Here is a 19,896-nt window from a genome sequence, read left to right on the forward strand (position 1 = left end):
TGCCGACACCAGACCGGCAGCGCGAGCCTTGCACCATTCAATTGCGGCGGACAAGGAGACAGTCGTGCAGCAAAAAGCACACCGCGCCCACATCGAGCGTCTGCTCGCCTTTTCGCAGCAGCCGGGCGAAGTACATGGCACGATCGAGCGATCATGGCGGCGCTGCCTGGACGACTATGGCCGCGATCCCAGTCGGCCCACGCCAGCCTACATCGTAGAGGCGGGCTGCCTGCGGGAGCACAAGGAACAGATTGAGGATTTCCTGATTGTCGCCCGAACCGGCATGGAACAGCTCTACAAGCGCGTATCCGGATTGGACTACGTGCTACTGCTGACCGATGCGTACGGCGTCACCGTGGATTTCATAGGCAACGACAACCTTGACCGCGAACTCAAGCGCTCTGGACTCTACCTGGGTGCTGATTGGAGCGAATCCCGCGCCGGCACTTGCGCGGTCGGTGCCTGCATCGTCGAGCGGGAACCGGTGACCTGTCATCAGACTGACCACTTCGACGCATGCCACATCACGCTCACCTGCAACAGTGCACCGCTGTTCGATCCAACGGGCAATTTCCTGGGCGTGCTCGACGTTTCTGCGCTGACTGCGCCGGCACCGAGGGAAGGGCAGCACCTGGCGCTGCAGATGACCGCCATGTATGCCCAGAAGATCGAGGACGCGAACTTCCTGCGCTACTTCCGCAACCAATGGATATTGCGGCTCGGCTCAACCTGGTCGCTGGTGGACGTGGACAGCGAAATCATGGTTGCTTTCGATGCCGATGGCGTAATCCGCGGCATCAATAGCGGCGGCCGGCGCAAGCTGCGGCTCGAGAGCAATCCGCAAGCTGATGTGCGAGGCCACCTGCTGACCGAAGTATTTCGCGAGGACATGAGCGAGCTGTGGCGCATTGCACGTGCCGGCACTTCGTCCGAGCGCACCGCGGTACGGACGTTCGATCACGGCTTGTACTACGCAACGGGGATTCCGCCGCGCGGTGCGCCCGGCAAGCCTTCCATGCCATCTGCAACTGCCGCTCAGCCGGCGCTGCCGAGCGCCGAGGCTAGCGCGGCCCTGGAAGCCCTCGGTGCCGATGATCCGCAGATGCAGCGGCTGATCCTGCAGGCCAAGCGTCTTGCGAACAAACCGCTCAATATCCTGGTGCAGGGCGAGACCGGTACCGGCAAGGAAGTTCTGGCCAAGGCCCTGCACATTGCAAGTGAGCGCCGCAGTAAAGCCTTTATAGCCGTCAACTGCGCGGCTATTCCCGAATCGCTGATCGAGAGTGAGCTGTTCGGCTACACGCCCGGCAGCTTCACAGGCGCGCGCACCAAGGGCATGCGTGGCTTGATCGCGCAGTCGGATGGCGGCACGCTGTTCCTCGACGAGATTGGCGACATGCCGCTGCAGCTGCAGAGCCGGCTGCTGCGCGTGCTGTCCGAGCGGGAGGTGATGCCATTGGGCTCGGAAAAGCCGATCCCTGTTGATTTGCGTGTCATTGCCGCCTCGCACCGTGACCTGCGTCAGTTGATCGCCGAGCAGCGGTTTCGTGAGGATCTTTACTATCGGCTGTGCGGCGCTACGTTGCACTTGCCGACGCTGCGCGAAAGGCGCGACAAGGACTACCTGATCGCGCGCATTGTCGAAGATGAGGCGCGCCAGCTCGGTATGCGCGCAGAACTGGCGCCAGCGGCGCTGGCGTTGCTGCGAAGCCATTCATGGCACGGCAACGTCCGGCAGTTGCGCAACGTGCTGCGTTTTGCTCTGGCCATGAGCGATAACGGCTTGATCGACATCGATGCGTTACCGCCGGAAATTCTGGAAAGCACGACGGATAGTACGGCAGGCGCGGTGTCCGCCACGGACGATGTCCCACCGGCCAACGAGCGTGAAGCCTTACTGGTAGCCCTGCGCCGCAACAAGTGGCGGATTACTCAGGTTGCCGCCGATCTCGGCATCGCGCGCGCCACGGTCTATCGCCAGATGGAACGCTTCGGCATCGTCGCCCCGAACCGCCAGTAGGGCTGGCACGTGCTAGCAGGTTAACAGCGGAACGAATTTATTCTCGCTTGCAAGCAGGCGGAGCCGCCGTGCTCTGCAGTCCAACAAAGCTTGAGGACCAGACTTCCGGTCAAAACCGATTTGCACGTGAATCGCGTGCGGAGAATTGTATGAGCGACGGGCTGATCACTTCATTCGACGAAACGCCGGACTCCCCCGTGGAGCAGTACGATCCGACCCGCAAGCAGAAGTCGGCCGACAAGACCGCGCGCATTCCCATCAAGATCGTGCCGGCCGAGAAGCTCAAGAAGCCGGACTGGATCCGCGTGAAGGCCGCAACCGGCAACTCGCGCTTCTATGAGATCAAGGACATCCTGCGCGCGAACAACCTGGTGACGGTGTGCGAGGAAGCGAGCTGCCCGAACATCGGCGAATGCTTCGGCAAGGGCACCGCCACCTTCATGATCATGGGCGACAAGTGCACGCGCCGCTGCCCGTTCTGCGATGTCGGCCACGGCCGTCCCGATCCGCTCGACGTGAACGAGCCGGGCAACCTGGCCCGCACCATCGCCCAGCTCAAGCTGAACTACGTGGTGATCACCAGCGTCGACCGCGATGACCTGCGCGACGGCGGCGCCCAGCACTACGTGGACTGCATCAGCCAGACCCGCGAGCTGTCGCCGGCAACCCGCATCGAAGTGCTGGTGCCGGACTTCCGCGGCCGCCTGGACAAGGCGCTGGACATCCTGCAGGCCCGCCCGATGTGATGAACCACAACATGGAAACCGTGCCGCGCCTGTACAAGCAGGCCCGCCCGGGCGCCGACTACGCGCACTCGCTCAAGCTGCTGCAGGAGTTCAAGCGCCGCAACCCGAACGTGCCGACCAAGTCCGGCCTGATGGTCGGCCTGGGCGAGACCGACGAGGAAATCCTCGAAGTCATGCGCGACATGCGCGCGCACGACATCGACATGCTGACCATCGGCCAGTACCTCGCGCCGTCGAACCACCACCTGCCGGTGCTGCGCTACGTCCATCCCGATACCTTCAAGATGTTCGAGGAAGAGGCCTACAAGATGGCCTTCACGCACGCCGCCGTGGGCGCGATGGTGCGCAGCTCGTACCACGCCGATCAACAGGCGCATCAGGCGGGGTTTGCCTGAGCGCTTACCACATGACGCCGAAAGAGCCGCGCCATGGCTCGGTAGACCGAGAAAGCTGGCGCATCGGACCAGTAGGACGACGATTTTTCCCTTAGATCGAAGTCTGCAAACGCCTGCTGATGGCAAACGTCATTGTGAAACACAGTTGAGTTTCTTAGCGCTTTTCGGAGCACTCTTGTCCACCTCACTCGGCATGCGGATCGGACCCGAGCCATCCCACTTGGATAGCGCGGTGCCGCCCCAGGCTTGGCACGATCGCGTGCCAAATGCGTCATGGTGATGCGGCCGCCGATTGATCGCGCAGTGCACCCAACCGCCCGATACCTAGGGTTCTTAACGTGACCGGAGTCAGTAACACTCTCGCTTCGTCCGGCCCCGGAGCTACTTGATCGATAATCTCATTACCGTGAAACTATGTTGCGTAGCCTTGCTGGCGTTCGCACTCGTGGACAACCTGCGGGCGCGGGGGTCAAGTCCGCAGATGTGAGGATCGCGCGAAAGCTTCGACTGCCTTGTGCTGACCCACTTCGATATCTTCTCGTCTCCCCTGGAAGCGGGACTGGCTAGATCCGCGCACGACAGTCTGCCAAGCCCCATGCCATAGACCAAACATGCTTACGCCATGTACGCTAGGCCTTTGCGTCAATTTGACTGCTATCCTCCGTCAGATCGGCAAGCGTCAGCGCAGGGGTGGGAAAGAGCGCTCGGAATTCGGTATGGGCGGAAATTGTGACCGCCAATGGCGGGAATAGCGATCTGCAACAGTACGTCCGGCTGACAGGCACACCAGCCTTGGCGCGAATGTCCTAATGGGACGACGCACCGGTTCTATCTCCCGACCTGCAGGACCTGATTTACTAGTGACACGCCCACGGCGGACGGCGCTCACCTTCGTAGCGATCGAAACGGGTACTGCAGGGACGGTTAAGGCCAGTATGTTCGTCAGCACATTTGATATCTTCACAGTTGGAATCGGCCCCTCTGGTTCGCATGACGCGGGCCACATGATCACGACCTGGCACGTCAATGCCCAGAGGATCGACGAGCACCCGATTCCTTACCCCTTCAGGAGCAGCGAGGAGCTGCTGCAGATGTGCGGGGAGTCTGGTCGCACCATTGCAGACCTGATGCTCGAGAATGAGAAATGCTGGCGAAGCACCTATGACATTCGCGACAGGCTTCTGGCCATTGCCCATGCCATGCACGGTTCGATCGCGAGAGACGACGCAATCACCGGCGAGCCGCCCGTTCCGATTCGGGCGCGCCGTCGTGCTGCCGAGCAGTATCGGCAGCGATCAAAGCGTGGTGAGGCGTCTCTACGCGATCCGCAGTTGATGCTGGATGCGGGCTATCTCAACGCGATCGCGGTCAACGAAGGCAATACCGCATGCGGACTCCCGGCCTCCTCGACAGGTGACGCCGCGGGCGTAATTCCTGCTGTGCTGCAGTACTACCGTAAGTTCGTGCCCGGAGCTGACGACGACGGGGTGGTGGATTTCCTGCTGACCGCTGCAGCCGTAGGCATTCTCCACAGGGAAAAGGCGCCGATATCCGCAGCCGGAATCGGTAAGCAAGGTGAGAACGGCGTGGCATGCTCGATGGCTGCTGCAGGTCTTGCGGCGGTGCTGGGCGGCAGCAACGAACAGATCAGGAGCGCAATGGAGTCGGGCCTGGCGCACTACCTCGGCGCGAGTTGCGACCCGGTGGACGGGCTCGAACAGATTTCCTGTATCGAACCCAAGTCCATGGGGGTCATACAGGCGATTAACGCGGCACGAATGGCATTACGCGGCCATGGCCATCTCCATGCGTCTCAAATGACACGGATATGCGGCAGGACCCTCGGTGCAGCCTGAAAGGAAGCGTGATGGAACATATTGATGGCCTGGCCCTGCGCAAGGCACTGGGTGCCTTCCCCACAGGCGTCACAGTAATGACCACTTTAGATGCGACCGGACGGCCATGTGGGATCACAGTCAACTCGTTCAGTTCTGTCTCACTGGACCCACCGTTGATCCTGTGGAGTCAATCACTCTCGTCAAGGAGCTATCCCGTGTTTCGGGATGCCGAGCGGTTCGTCGTCAATATCCTCTCGGAGCATCAAGTTCCGGTATCCAGGCAGTTCTCGACCGGCAGCGACGACAAATTTCGCCATATCGCCTTTCGATCCGGTCTGGGAGGCGTTCCCATCATTGGTTCATGCGCCGCAAACCTGGAATGCGTGAAGGTTTCCGCCCATCCTGAAGGCGATCATGTCATCTATATCGGACGAGTTATCCGCCTGGAACGGTCCGAGCATAGGCCGCTCGTCTTCGGGGATGGACGCTATCTGGTTGCACGCGCCTGCCAGCATGATGAGATGGGGGCAGTTCTGGCTTAACCAGGCAGGGGGCCGCTTACCCGGACGATCGCCGCGGGCGGCGGGCTTACCGTTCCCCGAGCTCGACGAGCAACTTCCGGGCTTCCCGCAAGTCGAGTGTGTCGAAGCCTTCGCTGAACCAGCCGTAGGTGTTGTGAAGCAAGGAACGCGCCTCGGCATGCCGACCCTGCTTCAGCCACAGGCGGCTCAGCGCAATCGCCGCGCGGAGCTCCGGCGATCGGGCATCCTGCCTGCTGGCGATCGCGATCGCCCGCTGGAAGCAGCCCTCGGCTTCGCGGGCGTTCTCGTTCGCTTCGTCCGATCGGCCCGCTTCCAGCAGCGTTAGTTCTCCCTTGAGCCGATGCAACTCTGCTTCGTGCAACCGTTCTCCGGTTCGTTCCACGACCTCCAGCGCCTCGGCTACTGTTGCAAGCCCTGCTTCAACCTGTCCCGCCCTGGCACAGGTTTCGGCCAGCAGCGCCAGGAAGTGAGTTCGCTGGAGCTCGGCGCCGGTTTCGCGGTAGGCACTCAGGCCCTTCTGAATGAGATCGAGCCCCTCTTGCACATGACCGCCTGCAGCCAGGGCACAGCCCGACAGGAGGGTTCCGCAAGCCAGCCCGTACGGCAAGCCATAATCGGTCGCGAGGGCGACCAGTGCCTGCGCGAGATCGAGAGCCGTCTGTACTTCACCACGGAACAGCCGGACCTCCGCAGCGGCGATCAGCGCATCGGCCGAATCCGAAGGATGGGACGGGGATTGGGCGAGCGCCAGGGCTTCCTGGCTGCGGGTGCACGCTTGATCCGGATAGCCGAGCATCCACAGATCCATGGCAATGAGGGCCAGTCCCTGGACACCAGGTTCCAGGCCATAGACGAAGGCATGCGAGCGGTGCTGCTGCGGGTCATAGAGCGCCATGGCCGCCTCCAGCCGCGCACGAGCCGGGACCAGCTCGCCGAGATAAAACAGATTGGCACCCAACGCCCGACGCGCCTGGAGCAACAACGCCGGATCCTGCGCCTGCTCGGCCAGGCCGAGCAACTGCTCCGCCAGTTCGCGAGCGGTCCTGAGCTCCGCACGGACCGTGTAGAACGTGCGCAGTCCCATCAGGGCAGTAAAGAGCTGGGTCGTTTCCCCGAACTGCTGACACAGCGCCAGCGCGCGCGTGTAGGCCGCCCCAACTTCCGGGGCAGCGAAACCTCTGGTCACCATCAAGGCTGGACCAAGGGTGAGCTGGAGCATGAGTTCCTGTTTTGCGCGCTCGGGACTCTCCGGCAGCGTGGCGAGCAAGGTCAGCGCCAAGGTGAGGTGCGTGACCGCCTCGGCGTCAGCCGAGCGTTGCACGGCCTGGCGCCCGGCGCGCTGCAGGTACTCCACCGCTTTCGAAGTGTTGCCACTGCGGCTGAAATGATAGGCAAGCTCGCCGCAGTGCTCGTCGAGCTGAGCACTGAACAGGGCCTCGATCGCCTCGGCGGTGCGCTCATGCAACGCCCGACGCCGGTCGCTCAGCAAGGAGCCGTAGGCCACCTCCTGCGTCAGTGCATGCTTGAAGCTGTATTCCACCTCCGGGAACGCCGGCTGCTCGTAAATGAATTCCCCTGCCTGCAGCCGGGCCAGCAGGCTCTTCGTCTTGTCTTCGGGCTGCTCGACGACGCGCGCAAGCAGGCTCCAGGGAAATATCTTGCCGATCACGGCCAGGGTTTGCAGCAGCGCTTTCTCTGCAGGCTGGAGGCGGTCGATGCGGGCGGCGAGCACGCCTTGTACGGTGGCCGGAATATGCAGCTTTCCAGGGATCTGCTCGAGACGGTAATGTCCGCGCTCGCCGCGCAGCACCTGTCCTTCAACCATGTCCTGAACCACTTCCTCGATAAAGAAGGGGTTGCCTTCGGTCTGCTCAAGGATCAACTGCTCGAGCCGCGCAAGGCCGGGAGCATCGCCCAGCAGCGCTTGCACAAGGTCCCGGGCTTCGGCTTCGCCCAGAGGATCCAGGCGTAGCTGGGTGTAGTAGCTCTTGCGGCTCCAGTCGTGCCGGTACTCGGGACGGAAATTGACCAGCAGCAGGATGCGCGCGCTGGGTACGCTCTCGCCGAGAAAGCCGAGAAAGGCCTCGGTTTCGCTGTCGAGCCACTGCAGATCCTCGATTATCAGCTCCAGCGGCTGGGTCAGGCTTTCGCGCACGAGCAGCCGCTTGATTGCCTCGAAGGTGCGCTGCTGGCGGATCTGGGTGTCCATCTGTGCCAGTGCAGAGCCCGGCTCGACGGCCCCCAGCAGGTGGCAAAGGTACGGCAGGCTGTCTTCCAGCGTGCGGTCCAGCGTCAGGAGTTTGCCAGTGAGCTTCTCGCGCCGCCGGCGCTCATCATCTTGCGCTGTGATCTGGCAATAGTTCCGCAGCAGCTCGATCAGTGGCAGATAAGGGTAGGCCTTGCCGTGCGAAACCGAGAAAGTTTCCAGCACCAGGCAATCGCGTGGCGCGAGCAGCTTGAACTCATGGCAAAGCCGTGACTTGCCGACTCCCGGCTCGCCGACCACGCCAACGATTTGCCCGTGACCGGCCCGTGCCCGTGCCCTCGCTTCGTGCAACTGTTCGAGCTCCCGGGTGCGGCCGACAAAACGCGCCAGCCCGCGGCTGGCCGACATCTGCAGCCGGGTGCGCAGCGGACCGAGGCCCAGGACTTCGAAAACCTCGAGCGGCTCGCGCAGCCCCTTGATCGGTGTCTCGCCGAGGGCCTTGAAGGCGAAATAGCCTTCGGTCAGATTGCGGGTATGTTCGCTTGCGACAATCGTGCCGGGCACCGCAATGTTCTCCATGCGCGAAGCAATATGGATCGAATTGCCTACCGGGTCGTAGTCGGTGTGCAAATCCTTGATCCGGATCGTGCGTACCACGACTTCGCCGGAGTTGATGCCGACTCGGATCTGCAGCGCGATGCCCTGCGCAAGACGTACGCCGTCGGCGTAATGGCGCATGGCCTCCTGCATGCGCAGCGCCGCCAGCAAGGCCCGCTGCGGATGGTCTTCGTTCGCGATCGGCGCACCGAAAAGCGCGAGGATGCCATCGCCCATCGACTTGGCTACATAGCCTTCGTAGTGATGAACAGCCTCCATCATCAGCGCCAGCACGGGGTCGATCAGGCGGCGGGCATCCTCGGGATCGAGGTCATGGATCAGCGCGGTCGAGCCGGCCATGTCTGCGAACAGCGCGGTGACCATCTTGCGCTCGCCGTTCGCGGGGCTGTGGGCTTCCAATTCTGCCTGGGCCGCCCGGATGCGCTCGGCCAGATAGGGTGGGGTGTAGTCGATGGGCGTGCTGGGCTCAGTGGCCGTGGCGCGGACCTCCGCGCTTGAGGCAGCGGGGCTGGCCAGGGGAGCGCCCAGCGCTGCCCCGCATTCGCTGCAGAACTTCGCGCTGGCAGCTGCTTCCTGCCCGCAGGCCGGGCAAGCGCGCAGCTGCCTTGCGCCACATTCCTCGCAGAATTTGGCGCTTGCCGGATTCTCGAACCCGCATCTTGCGCAGCGCATGGGGTTTGTCCGCCCGTGGAAACCAGCTATGGTCAACGATTAAATCTTAGCGCCTGCACGTGGCGCGTCGGCTCGGCGGACTCAATTCTTCCGCCGCCCGCGGCATTGCGGGAGCCCGCACCAGGCAGTCGCCAGGCCAACCGGCACAGGGAAGTGATGTTCCATGTTCTTTCCTTGGCCGCGAGGCAGGGGCAGTGCAACGCTTTGGCTATCAACGCAGTGCAAGCCGCGCCTTGACTTTGCGAGTTGCAATCCGCCTGGCCACGCGGAATGGTTGGATACAATCGGCATTCGACGTGCGCGGTCAAAACCCGACAGCGCCGTGCCTCGACGCCGCGCAATGAGAACTACTGTAGACATTGTCATCTATCCCGGATTCAAGGCCATCGAGGCTGTTGGCGCCATCAATGTCTTCGACTATGCCAACACCCGCTTGCGGCAGCTCGGCTGCGAAGGTCTACCTGAAGCGGCCGGGAGGGCAGTCTCAATTCAGCGAACATCTGCTAAGCCAGATGACGGTTCATCCGACGGTTCGCGATATACAGGACTATATTCATCGCTCCCCAAAGTCGGACCTTTCGATCAAGGTCCTGGCGGCGCGCTTCGCGATGAGTTGAGCGAAATTTCTCAAGGGTGTTCCAGAAAGAGACCGGACACACGCCTTCGGCTTATGTGGAACAGACCCGGCTGGACGCGGCCCGACGACTCCTTGAAGACACCAGGCAGCCAATGAAATGGATCGCCATGGAGAGCGGCTTTGGGTCGGAAGCGAGACTGAGGCAGGTGTTCCAGCGGCGCCTGAACGTGACCCCCGGCGCTTATCGCGAGCGGTTTGCGAGCACAGGTGTAGAGGACGTTGCCGAGGTGGCCTGATCTGGCCCTGCCATTGCGGGTGCATGCAAGCCCTGCCAGGCAGAACTGGACCGGCGGCTCGCCGCGGGCCCAGGGTCACGCCGTGATCCTCAGTACAGCACCACAGAGCGGATCGACTCGCCGCGCTTCATCAGGTCGAAGCCGTCGTTGATGCGCTCCAGCGGCAGCGTGTGCGTGATCAGGTCGTCGATATTGAGCTTGCCGTCCATATACCAGTCAACGATCTTCGGCACGTCGGTGCGGCCGCGCGCGCCGCCGAAGGCCGAGCCCTTCCATTCGCGCCCGGTCACGAGCTGGAACGGGCGCGTGGAGATTTCCGCGCCGGCCTCGGCCACGCCGATGATGATCGACTTGCCCCAGCCCTTGTGGCAGCACTCCAGCGCCTGGCGCATGATCTGCGTGTTGCCGATGCACTCGAACGAGTAGTCCGCGCCGCCGTCGGTGAGCTGGATGATGTGGTCGACGACATTGCCCACGTCCTTGGGGTTGACGAAATCCGTCATGCCGAACTTGCGCGCCATGGCTTCGCGCGCGGGGTTGATGTCCACGCCGATGATCTTGTCCGCGCCCACCATCTTCGCGCCCTGGATCACGTTCAGGCCGATGCCGCCCAGGCCGAACACCACCACGTTGGCACCGGCTTCCACCTTGGCGGTGAAGATGACCGCGCCCACGCCGGTGGTCACGCCGCAGCCGATGTAGCAGACCTTGTCGAACGGCGCGTCGGGACGGATCTTCGCCAGCGCGATCTCCGGCACCACGATGTGGTTGGCGAAGGTCGACGTACCCATGTAGTGGAAGATCGGCTTGCCGTCGATCGAGAAGCGCGAGGTGCCGTCCGGCATCAGGCCCTTGCCCTGCGTCGCGCGGATGGCCTGGCACAGGTTGGTCTTGCGCGACAGGCAGAACTTGCACTGGCGGCATTCGGGCGTGTACAGCGGGATCACGTGGTCGCCGGGTTTTAGCGAGGTCACGCCCGGGCCGACGTCGGTGACGATGCCCGCGCCCTCGTGGCCCAGGATCGCCGGGAAGATGCCTTCCGGATCGGCGCCTGACAACGTGTAGTAGTCGGTGTGGCAGATGCCGGTGGCCTTGATTTCCACCAGCACTTCACCGGCGCGCGGGCCTTCCAGGTCCACGTCTTCGATGGTCAGCGGCTTTCCTGCACCCCAGGCAATTGCTGCGCGTGTTTTCATTGGTCGTCTCTATCGATATAGGGTTGGCGCAAAACTATAGGTGGACAGACGATGGCGATGGCCCGGCAGGGGGGCATTTGTCCGAAGACAGACGTAAGTTGGCCGACGTCTGTATAGCGATCCACCGAACGGGAAGTCGAATAAAACGGGATTTCATCACCATGAAATGACAGGCTCAGCACTCGCTTTCACTTTCGGTGAGCGCCGGCACCTCAATGGCATCGCCATCCGGCAGCATCGGGTCGGCCGAATCGACGCCCTTGTCGCGGTAGGTTGCCGGCGGTACGCCGAACTGTTTGCGAAATTCCCGGCCGAGGTGGGATGCATCGGCAAAGCCGCAGCTCATCGCGATGTCGGCGACCGTACGGTCCGAGCTGGTCAACAGCCACGCAGCAGTCCGTAGCCGCACATGCTTGGCGAATGACTGCGGGCTCTTGCCGGTATCTGCCTTGAAGAGGCGCTCGAGCTGGCGTGGCGACAGGTCGAGCTTGCACGCGAGCGCCTCAAGCGGGAGGGCCCGGCCGACGTGCTGTTCCATCAGCAGAATCGCGCGCTTGACCTTTGGGTGCGTCGCCGGCTCGAGGCCGGGCGGATGTGGCTGCGGAGCGTTGCCCTTTTGCATCTCGCCGACGAGCAGGATTCGCAGCGCCTTCTGGACGGTGGCGTGATCGAAGTGGCGCAGCAAAATGGCGGCGGCGACGTCGATTGACGCGCGCCCGCCCGAGCAGGTGATGCGCCGGCGGTCGATCACGAACAGACGGTCGGCAATCAGCAGGTCCGGATCCACCGAGGGGAAGCGCTCCATAAAATCCCAGTAATGGAACCAGCTGACGCAGGCGCGGTGCCCTTCGAGCACGCCCGCGCGCATCAGCGTGAATACGCCGGTGCAGATGCCGACGATCGTCGCACCGCCGGCGGCCGCGCGACGGATGAAGTCGAGCGTCTCAGGCCCGGCCTGCGGCCCCGAGTGCAACAGTCCGCCAACCACGACCACATAGTCGAACGGCTCTGCGTCCTCGAACGTACTCCACGGGGCGACCTGGATACCGCAACTCGCGCGCACCGGGGCGAGTGTGCTTCCGATCACGCTCCAGACGCACCGCACCGGCTTGCTGTAGTCGCCATCGTCAGCTGACAGCCGCAGCATGTCGACGAAGCCCGAAAACGCGGTCAGCGTGAAATTCGGCAGCAGCACGATGCCGAATCGAACGCGTCGTGGCGCCGGCTCGGCGACAGGGGAAATGGGAACGTCGGGTGTCATGGCGGCATCCATCTTGAGAGGCGATATGGGTCGCAAGGCGAGCTTCGGAGGTGTACGCAGATGAAGCGTACGGCACATCCATGCAGCTCTCGCTGTGCACCCGCACGACGTGGCTCCGTCACTGCCAGCGTGACCGATCAGCCTGCCGCGGACTTGCCTATTTCCGACGCGAATCATCGCCAAAGCGAAATTCCGCCTGCCTGGCCCCGCGGCTGGCGCCGTCGTCCCACGTCGATGCCGCTTTTGTTCTATCGGCGCCTTCCACGCTTTGATGTACTGACGTCCAACGACACCTATCAGGTCAGAGCAAAGAGGCAGCCAATGAATGTCAGCGTTTTCGATCTGTTCAAAATCGGTATCGGTCCGTCGAGTTCGCACACAGTCGGCCCGATGATCGCCGCATGCCGCTTCGTATCGCACCTTGAGGACGCGAACCTGCTCGGCTTCGTGCGCCGCGTGCGAGCGGAACTGTACGGCTCGCTCGGCGCGACCGGCAAGGGCCATGGTACCGACAAGGCAGTGCTTCTCGGCCTGGGGGGGAGCTTGCCCGACCGGATCGATCCGGACACCATCGAGCCGCGCCTTGCGCAAATCCGCAAGGACAAGCGCCTGCTGCTCCTCGGCAAGCATGAGATCGCCTTCGACGAAAAGGAGCATATCGGCTTCTTTCGCCGCCTGATGAGTGGCACGGGAAATGTCGTGCATCCGAACGGCATGCGTTTCCAGGCGTTTGACGAGCAGGGGCAGTTGCTCGTCGAAAAAGAGTTCTACTCGGTCGGCGGTGGCTTCGTGGTCAATCGAGACGGAGATCGCGTGAACGGCGTGCGTGCGGCGGCCGAGGTGCCGTATCCGTTCCGCACCGGCGCCGACCTGATGCAGGCATGCACCGACAGCGGATTGTCGATCGCGGAGCTGATTTTCCGCAATGAATGCGCGTTGCGCCCGGCCGAAGACGTGCGCGCCGGCCTGATGGCGATCTGGCAAACCATGGCCGCGTGCGTCGAGCGCGGTTGCAAGGTCGAGGGCGAACTGCCCGGCCCGATGCGCGTGAAGCGCCGCGCGGCCGAGCTCAACCAGCGGTTGCGCACACGTTCCGAAGAATCGCTGCGAGATCCGCTGTCGATGCTCGACTGGGTCAATCTCTATGCGATGGCCGTCAACGAAGAGAACGCAGCGGGCGGCCGCGTCGTCACCGCGCCGACGAACGGCGCGGCAGGCGTGATCCCCGCGGTGCTCCACTACTACGTGAAGTTCGTGCCAGGTTCGAATGACGACGGCATCGTCGACTTCCTGCTGACGGCGGCCGCGATCGGAATGATCTACAAGGAGACGGCTTCGATCTCGGGCGCCGAGGTCGGTTGCCAGGGCGAGGTTGGCGTTGCGTGCTCGATGGCCGCGGCCGCGCTCGCCGCAGTGATGGGGGGCACACCGGATCAGGTCGAGAATGCCGCAGAAATCGGCATGGAGCACAACCTCGGGATGACGTGCGACCCGGTCGGCGGCTTGGTGCAGATCCCGTGCATCGAGCGCAATGCGATGGGCGCGATCAAGGCGCTCAATGCATCCCGCATGGCACTGAAGGGCGACGGCCAGCACTACGTGTCGCTCGATTCGGTGATCAAGACCATGCGCGAGACCGGCGCGGACATGAAGACGAAGTACAAGGAGACGTCGCGCGGCGGTCTGGCCGTGAACGTCATTGAATGCTAACGAGGGTCCATCAAATGAGCCGCTATTCGATATTCAGTCTGTTCCGCAACGGCTTGTCCTATCACGAGAACTGGGAGAAGCAATGGAGGAGCCCGGAGCCCAAGCGCGAGTATGACGTGGTGATCGTCGGCGGCGGTGGGCACGGTCTCGCAACCGCTTACTACCTCGCGAAGGAGCACGGCATCACGAACGTCGCCGTGCTCGAGAAGGGCTGGATCGGCGGTGGCAACACGGCGCGCAACACGACGATCGTGCGCTCGAACTATCTGTGGGATGAGTCCGCGGCGCTCTACGAAAAGGCGATGAAGCTGTGGGAGGGTCTGTCGCAGGACCTGAACTACAACGTGATGTTCAGCCAGCGCGGCGTGATGAACTTGGCGCACACGCTGCAAGATGTGCGCGACACCGAGCGCAGGGTGAACGCGAACCGCCTGAACGGCGTCGACGCGGAGTTCCTGACGCCGCAGCAGATCAAGGAGATCGAGCCGACGATCAACCTGAACAGCCGCTATCCCGTGCTTGGCGCGTCGATCCAGCGCCGGGCGGGCGTTGCCCGGCACGACGCGGTCGCGTGGGGTTTCGCGCGCGGCGCCGACCGCGCAGGGATCGACATCATCCAGAATTGTCAGGTGACCGGCATCCGTCGCGACCGCGGCGCAGTCGTCGGCGTCGACACAGTGAAGGGCTTCATCAAGGCGAAGAAGGTCGCGGTCGTCGCGGCCGGCAACACGACGACCCTCGCCGATATGGCCGGCGTGCGTCTGCCGATCGAGAGCCATCCCCTGCAGGCGCTGGTGTCGGAGCCGATCAAGCCAGTCGTCAACTCGGTGATCATGTCCAACGCGGTGCACGCCTACATCAGCCAGTCGGACAAGGGCGATCTGGTGATCGGCGCTGGCATCGACCAGTACACCGGCTTTGGCCAGCGCGGCAGCTTCCAGGTCATCGAAGGGACGCTGCAGGCGATCGTCGAGATGTTCCCGGTGTTCTCGCGTGTGCGGATGAACCGCCAGTGGGGCGGCATCGTCGACGTGTCGCCGGATGCCTGCCCGATCATCAGCAAGACCGACGTGAAGGGCCTCTATTTCAACTGCGGCTGGGGCACGGGCGGCTTCAAGGCGACGCCGGGATCGGGCTGGGTGTTCGCGCACACGATCGCGCGCGACGAGCCGCATCCGATCAACGCGCCATTCGCGCTGGATCGCTTCTATACCGGCCACCTGATCGACGAGCACGGCGCTGCCGCCGTCGCGCACTGAACGCCCCGAGGAGAAAGAAATGTTGCTGATCGAATGTCCGTGGTGCGGCCCGCGCGCCGAATCCGAATTCTCGTGTGGCGGCGAAGCCGACATCGCGCGCCCGCTCGAAACCGAGAAGCTGTCCGACCGCGAATGGGGCGACTACCTGTTCATGCGTACCAATACCCGCGGCACGCATCGCGAACAATGGATCCACGCCCAGGGCTGCCGCCGGTGGTTCAAGGTCGAGCGCGATACCGTCACCTACGACATCAAGGGCTACGAGACCTTCGTCAAGCCCATCGCCAATGCACCGCAGAAAGGGGTCAAGAAATGAGCCAGAAAGACCGACTCGGCGCGGGCGGCCGCATCAATCGCGGCCAACCGCTGGCCTTCACGTTCAACGGACGCGCATACCAGGGCTACCAGGGCGACACGCTGGCTTCGGCACTGCTCGCCAACGGCGTGCGCTTCGTCGCGCGCAGCTTCAAGTACCATCGCCCGCGCGGCATCATGACCGCCGACGTCGCCGAGCCAAATGCCGTGGTGCAGCTGGAACGCGGGGCATACACCGTGCCGAATGCGCGCGCGACAGAAATCGAGCTGTACGAAGGGCTCGTCGCCACGAGCGTGAACGCGGAGCCGGACCTGGAGCACGATCGCATGGCGATCAACCAGAAGTTCGCCCGTTTCATGCCGGCCGGCTTCTACTACAAGACCTTCATGTGGCCGCGCAATATGTGGCCGAAGTATGAGGAGAAGATCCGCGAGGCGGCGGGTCTGGGCAAGGCGCCTACGACACTGGACGCCGATCGCTACGATAAATGCTATGCGCATTGCGACGTGCTCGTGGTCGGCGGCGGGCCGACCGGCCTTGCGGCCGCGCATGCGGCGGCGGAGACAGGCGCGCGCGTGATTCTCGTCGACGACCAGCGGGAACTCGGCGGCAGCCTGCTGTCGGGGCGAACCGAGATCAACGGCAAGCCCGCACAGCAATGGGTCGGCGAGATCGAGAGCAAGCTGCGCAAGCTGCCGGACGTGACCATCCTGTCGCGCAGCAACGCGTTCGGCTACCAGGACCACAACCTTGTCACCGTGACGCAGCGCCTCACCGACCATTTGCCGGTAGCGATGCGTCGTGGCTCGCGCGAGCTGCTGTGGAAGATCCGCGCAAAGCGGGTGATCCTCGCGACCGGCGCGCACGAGCGTCCGATCGTTTTCGGCAACAACGACTTGCCGGGCGTGATGATGGCGTCGGCGGTATCGACCTACATCCATCGCTACGGCGTGCTGCCGGGGCGCGAAGCGGTCGTGTTCACCAATAACGATCGCGGTTATCAGGCGGCGCTCGACCTGAAGGCGAGCGGCGCGAAGGTGACGGTCGTCGATCCGCGCGCTTCGACCAACGGCGCGTTGCCAGCCCTCGCGAAGCGGCAGGGCGTGACCGTCATGAGCGGCGCGGTCGTGATGGCCGCGTCCGGCAAGCGGCACGTCACGTCGGTCAATGTCACCTCCTATGCGAACGGACAGACTGGCGCAAAGGTATCGAAGATCCCTTGCGACCTGGTAGCCATGTCGGGTGGCCTGAGCCCGGTGCTTCACCTGTTCGCGCAGTCGGGCGGCAAGGCGCAGTGGAGCGATGAAAAGGTGTGCTTCGTGCCGGGCAAGTCGCTGCAGGCCGAGGTGAGCGTCGGTGCGGCGGCAGGGGAGTTCAACCTTGCACTGGCGCTGCCGCTCGCGCTGGAAGCAGGCATCGACGCGGCGAAAGCCGCCGGCCTCGGTAGCGCAAAGCGGCCGGCCGCGCCGAAAGTCACGGCCGTCGCCGAGGGCGCGCTGATGCCACTTTGGCTCGTCGGTAGCCGCGCGGCCGCGGCACGCGGGCAGAAACAGTTCGTCGACTTCCAGAACGATGTGGCCGCCTCGGACATCCTGCTCGCCGCGCGCGAAGGCTTCGAGTCGGTCGAACATGTGAAGCGCTACACCGCGATGGGTTTTGGCACCGACCAGGGCAAGCTCGGCAACATAAACGGGATGGCGATCCTGGCGCAGGCGCTCGGCAAGTCGATTCCGGACACCGGCACGACCACGTTTCGTCCGAACTACACGCCGGTCACGTTCGGCACCTTCGCGGGGCGAGAAGTCGGAGACTTCCTCGACCCGGTCCGCAAGACTTGCATCCATGAATGGCACGTCGAACATGGCGCGCTGTTCGAGGACGTCGGAAACTGGAAACGCCCCTGGTACTTCCCGAAGAGGGGGGAGAACCTGCATGCCGCGGTGAAGCGCGAATGCCTCGCTGTGCGCAACAGCGTCGGCATCCTCGACGCGTCGACGCTCGGCAAGATCGACATCCAGGGTCCGGACGCGGTGACGCTGCTGAACTGGGTGTACACGAACCCATGGAACAAGCTCGAAGTCGGCAAGTGCCGCTACGGCCTGATGCTCGACGAGAACGGCATGGTGTTCGACGACGGTGTCACCGTGCGGCTTGGCGAGCAGCACTTCATGATGACGACGACGACGGGCGGTGCCGCGCGCGTTCTGACCTGGCTTGAGCGCTGGCTGCAGACCGAGTGGCCAGACATGAAAGTCCGGCTGTCATCGGTGACCGATCACTGGGCAACATTCGCGGTGGTCGGGCCGAAGAGCCGAAAGGTACTCCAGAAGGTCAGCCAGGACATCGACTTCGCGAACGATGCGTTCCCGTTCATGAGCTACCGAAACGGCACTGTCGCTGGCGCGAAGGCGCGCGTCATGCGGATCAGCTTCTCGGGTGAACTGGCGTACGAAGTCAACGTGCCCGCAAACGCCGGCCGCGCGGTATGGGAAGCGCTGATGGCTGCTGGCGACGAATTCGACATCACGCCGTATGGCACGGAAACGATGCACGTGCTGCGTGCGGAGAAAGGCTACATCATCGTCGGCCAGGACACCGACGGCTCGATCACGCCGTACGACCTGGGGATGGGTGGAGTTGTCGCGAAGTCGAAGGACTTCCTTGGCAAGCGCTCGCTGACGCGTTCGGATACCGCCAAGGAAGGCCGCAAGCAGTTCGTCGGCCTGCTGACTGACGACGCGGACTTTGTGCTGCCTGAGGGGGCGCAGATTCTCGCGCCGGGCACGCGCGTGTCGACAAGCGAGCCAACGCCGATGATTGGCCATGTGACGTCCAGCTACTACAGTCCAATCCTGGAGCGTTCGATCGCGCTCGCCGTAGTGAAAGGCGGCCTGGGCAAGATGGGCGAGAGCGTTGCGATCCCGCTGGCCGACGGCCGGCGCGTGATGGCGAAGGTCTCCAGCCCCGTTTTCTACGATACCGAAGGGGTGCGCCAGAATGTGGAATGAAACGGGAAATGCTACGCCGGTGGCCGACATGCCGGTGTCTGACGCGCGCAAGCGCGGCGTGCGGCTCGAGTCGCCGTTCATCGGCGCGGCCGATCTGCTGAGCGCGCAGCAGGCGCGTGCGGCCAAGCAGTTCGTGATGCGCGAACGGGCCTTTCTGGATCTCGTCAACGTGCGGGGGGACCTGTCCGATCCTGCGTTCGTCGACGCGTTCGAGGGCGTGGTCGGTTGCTGTCCGCCGGCCGCACCGAACACCGTCGCGCGCAGTGCCGAGTACGACGTACTATGGCTCGGTCCCGACGAGTGGCTGGTGCGGTCGAACGGGCCCGTGCCGACGGGCGTCCTCGAGCCGAAACTCGCCGGGGCGATCGCTGGTGCATACGCGGCGGCGGTCGACGTCGGCAGCGGCTATACGGTTGTCGAGATCAGTGGGGAGCGCGTACGCGAGGTGCTGGCGCGCGGTTGCCCGCTCGACCTGCACCCACGCGTGCTCAGGCCGGGGCAGTGCGTGCAGAGCCACTACTTCAAGGCTTCGATCGTGCTCGTGCCGACAGCCGCCGACCGCTTCGAGATCGTGGTGCGCCGCAGCTTTGCCGATTACTTCTGCCGCATCATGCTCGACGCCGCTGCGCCGCTGACATCATGAAGCTGGTCGATAACGTGTTCAACGGGCCGCGCGCCGCGCTTGATGCGCCGCTCCTGTCGGGAAGAGGATGGAGCGTGTTCATCGATGCGCTGGCGGTGCCGGTGCGGATCGGCATTCACCCGCACGAGCACAATGCACCGCAGCCGATCGTCATCGATGCGCGTCTGGGCTATCGCTGCGAGCCGCGCGAGGACGGGGAGTGGATCGACTACGAAGGCTATTGTGCTCGCATTGCGGCTTTTCTCGGGCACAAGCCACATACGCGACTGCTGGAGACGCTGGTGGCCGAGATCGCAGAGCTGTCGTTTCGCGAATGGCCGGCGCTCGACACGCTGACGCTAGCCGTGCACAAACCGAAGATCCGGCCCGGCACGCAACGCGTCGGCGTGGCGCTCGAGTGGACACGCGCCGATTACCTGAGGCGCAACGGGAAAACGGGCTAAGCGTCGCCCCGGCCCATGTCGGCGTTGTTCAAACGCGTGTCGGTATTGGACATGGGCTTCCCGGCCTTCCGAACTACTCTCGTAGACGCTGGCGCACCTGCCGCGCCGATAGGTGGGGAAGCGTAGCAAGTCACATTAATCCGAGGAGAG

General features: G+C 63.6%; 13 protein-coding genes and 1 pseudogene. 11 read left to right on the top strand and 3 right to left on the bottom strand.

Going from position 1 to position 19,896, the window contains the following annotated elements; all coding sequences use genetic code 11:
* Window positions 1-64 precede the first annotated feature (64 nt).
* The 4 genes and pseudogenes from CupriaWKF_RS32045 (at window position 65) to CupriaWKF_RS32060 (ending at window position 5,541) form a co-directional block, all read left to right on the top strand.
* On the top strand, window positions 65-2,020 hold the full coding sequence (locus tag CupriaWKF_RS32045; protein ID WP_276104083.1) for a sigma-54-dependent Fis family transcriptional regulator: 1,956 nt from the start codon (window positions 65-67) through the stop codon (window positions 2,018-2,020).
* A gap of 149 nt (window positions 2,021-2,169) precedes the next feature.
* A pseudogene (gene lipA / locus CupriaWKF_RS32050) lies at window positions 2,170-3,161 on the top strand (lipoyl synthase).
* A 1,004-nt stretch (window positions 3,162-4,165) separates the two neighbouring features.
* Window positions 4,166-5,017 carry an L-serine ammonia-lyase, iron-sulfur-dependent, subunit alpha gene (locus CupriaWKF_RS32055; RefSeq protein ID WP_276104084.1) on the top strand — a complete coding sequence of 284 codons (852 nt, stop codon included), beginning with the start codon at window positions 4,166-4,168 and terminating at the stop codon, window positions 5,015-5,017.
* Between the two features lie 11 nt (window positions 5,018-5,028).
* The gene (locus CupriaWKF_RS32060) at window positions 5,029-5,541 is read left to right on the top strand and encodes a flavin reductase family protein (RefSeq protein WP_276103371.1); all 513 of its coding nucleotides are present in this window, start codon (window positions 5,029-5,031) and stop codon (window positions 5,539-5,541) included.
* Between the two features lie 46 nt (window positions 5,542-5,587).
* On the opposite strand, the gene CupriaWKF_RS32065 is transcribed toward CupriaWKF_RS32060, so the two are convergent.
* Window positions 5,588-9,037: an adenylate/guanylate cyclase domain-containing protein gene (locus tag CupriaWKF_RS32065; RefSeq protein ID WP_276103373.1), complete on the bottom strand. Its 3,450-nt coding sequence runs from the start codon at window positions 9,035-9,037 to the stop codon at window positions 5,588-5,590.
* Between the two features lie 672 nt (window positions 9,038-9,709).
* Between CupriaWKF_RS32065 and CupriaWKF_RS32070 the strand changes: the two genes are divergently transcribed.
* Complete coding sequence (locus CupriaWKF_RS32070; protein WP_276104085.1) at window positions 9,710-9,910, top strand: helix-turn-helix domain-containing protein; 201 nt, start codon at window positions 9,710-9,712, stop codon at window positions 9,908-9,910.
* Window positions 9,911-9,999: 89 nt separating this feature from the next.
* On the opposite strand, the gene CupriaWKF_RS32075 is transcribed toward CupriaWKF_RS32070, so the two are convergent.
* Together CupriaWKF_RS32075 and CupriaWKF_RS32080 are read right to left on the bottom strand one after the other, a co-directional pair.
* Window positions 10,000-11,106: an S-(hydroxymethyl)glutathione dehydrogenase/class III alcohol dehydrogenase gene (locus CupriaWKF_RS32075; RefSeq protein ID WP_276103374.1), complete on the bottom strand. Its 1,107-nt coding sequence runs from the start codon at window positions 11,104-11,106 to the stop codon at window positions 10,000-10,002.
* A gap of 175 nt (window positions 11,107-11,281) precedes the next feature.
* Complete coding sequence (locus tag CupriaWKF_RS32080) at window positions 11,282-12,367, bottom strand: GlxA family transcriptional regulator (protein ID WP_276103375.1); 1,086 nt, start codon at window positions 12,365-12,367, stop codon at window positions 11,282-11,284.
* Window positions 12,368-12,688: 321 nt separating this feature from the next.
* Here CupriaWKF_RS32080 and CupriaWKF_RS32085 point away from each other — a divergent pair, with 321 nt between their 5' ends.
* From CupriaWKF_RS32085 to CupriaWKF_RS32110, 6 genes are read left to right on the top strand one after another with little or no spacing between them, the layout of a single operon-like run.
* The gene (locus CupriaWKF_RS32085; RefSeq protein WP_276104086.1) at window positions 12,689-14,077 is read left to right on the top strand and encodes an L-serine ammonia-lyase; all 1,389 of its coding nucleotides are present in this window, start codon (window positions 12,689-12,691) and stop codon (window positions 14,075-14,077) included.
* A 14-nt stretch (window positions 14,078-14,091) separates the two neighbouring features.
* Entirely contained in the window at window positions 14,092-15,336 is a 1,245-nt protein-coding gene (locus CupriaWKF_RS32090) for a sarcosine oxidase subunit beta family protein (protein ID WP_276103376.1), read from the top strand.
* Between the two features lie 19 nt (window positions 15,337-15,355).
* Entirely contained in the window at window positions 15,356-15,652 is a 297-nt protein-coding gene (locus CupriaWKF_RS32095; protein WP_276103379.1) for a sarcosine oxidase subunit delta, read from the top strand.
* The gene (locus CupriaWKF_RS32100) at window positions 15,649-18,660 is read left to right on the top strand and encodes a sarcosine oxidase subunit alpha family protein (protein ID WP_276103380.1); all 3,012 of its coding nucleotides are present in this window, start codon (window positions 15,649-15,651) and stop codon (window positions 18,658-18,660) included. Before CupriaWKF_RS32095 ends, CupriaWKF_RS32100 begins: the two co-directional genes overlap by 4 nt.
* Window positions 18,650-19,303, top strand: coding sequence for a sarcosine oxidase subunit gamma (locus CupriaWKF_RS32105; RefSeq protein ID WP_276103381.1), 654 nt, complete (start codon window positions 18,650-18,652; stop codon window positions 19,301-19,303). The genes CupriaWKF_RS32100 and CupriaWKF_RS32105 overlap by 11 nt, the downstream gene beginning before the upstream one ends.
* On the top strand, window positions 19,300-19,746 hold the full coding sequence (locus CupriaWKF_RS32110) for a dihydroneopterin aldolase (RefSeq protein WP_276103382.1): 447 nt from the start codon (window positions 19,300-19,302) through the stop codon (window positions 19,744-19,746). Before CupriaWKF_RS32105 ends, CupriaWKF_RS32110 begins: the two co-directional genes overlap by 4 nt.
* The last annotated feature ends 150 nt before the right edge of the window (window positions 19,747-19,896 follow it).

Source organism: Cupriavidus sp. WKF15, from assembly GCF_029278605.1.
Taxonomy (GTDB): Bacteria; Pseudomonadota; Gammaproteobacteria; order Burkholderiales; family Burkholderiaceae; genus Cupriavidus.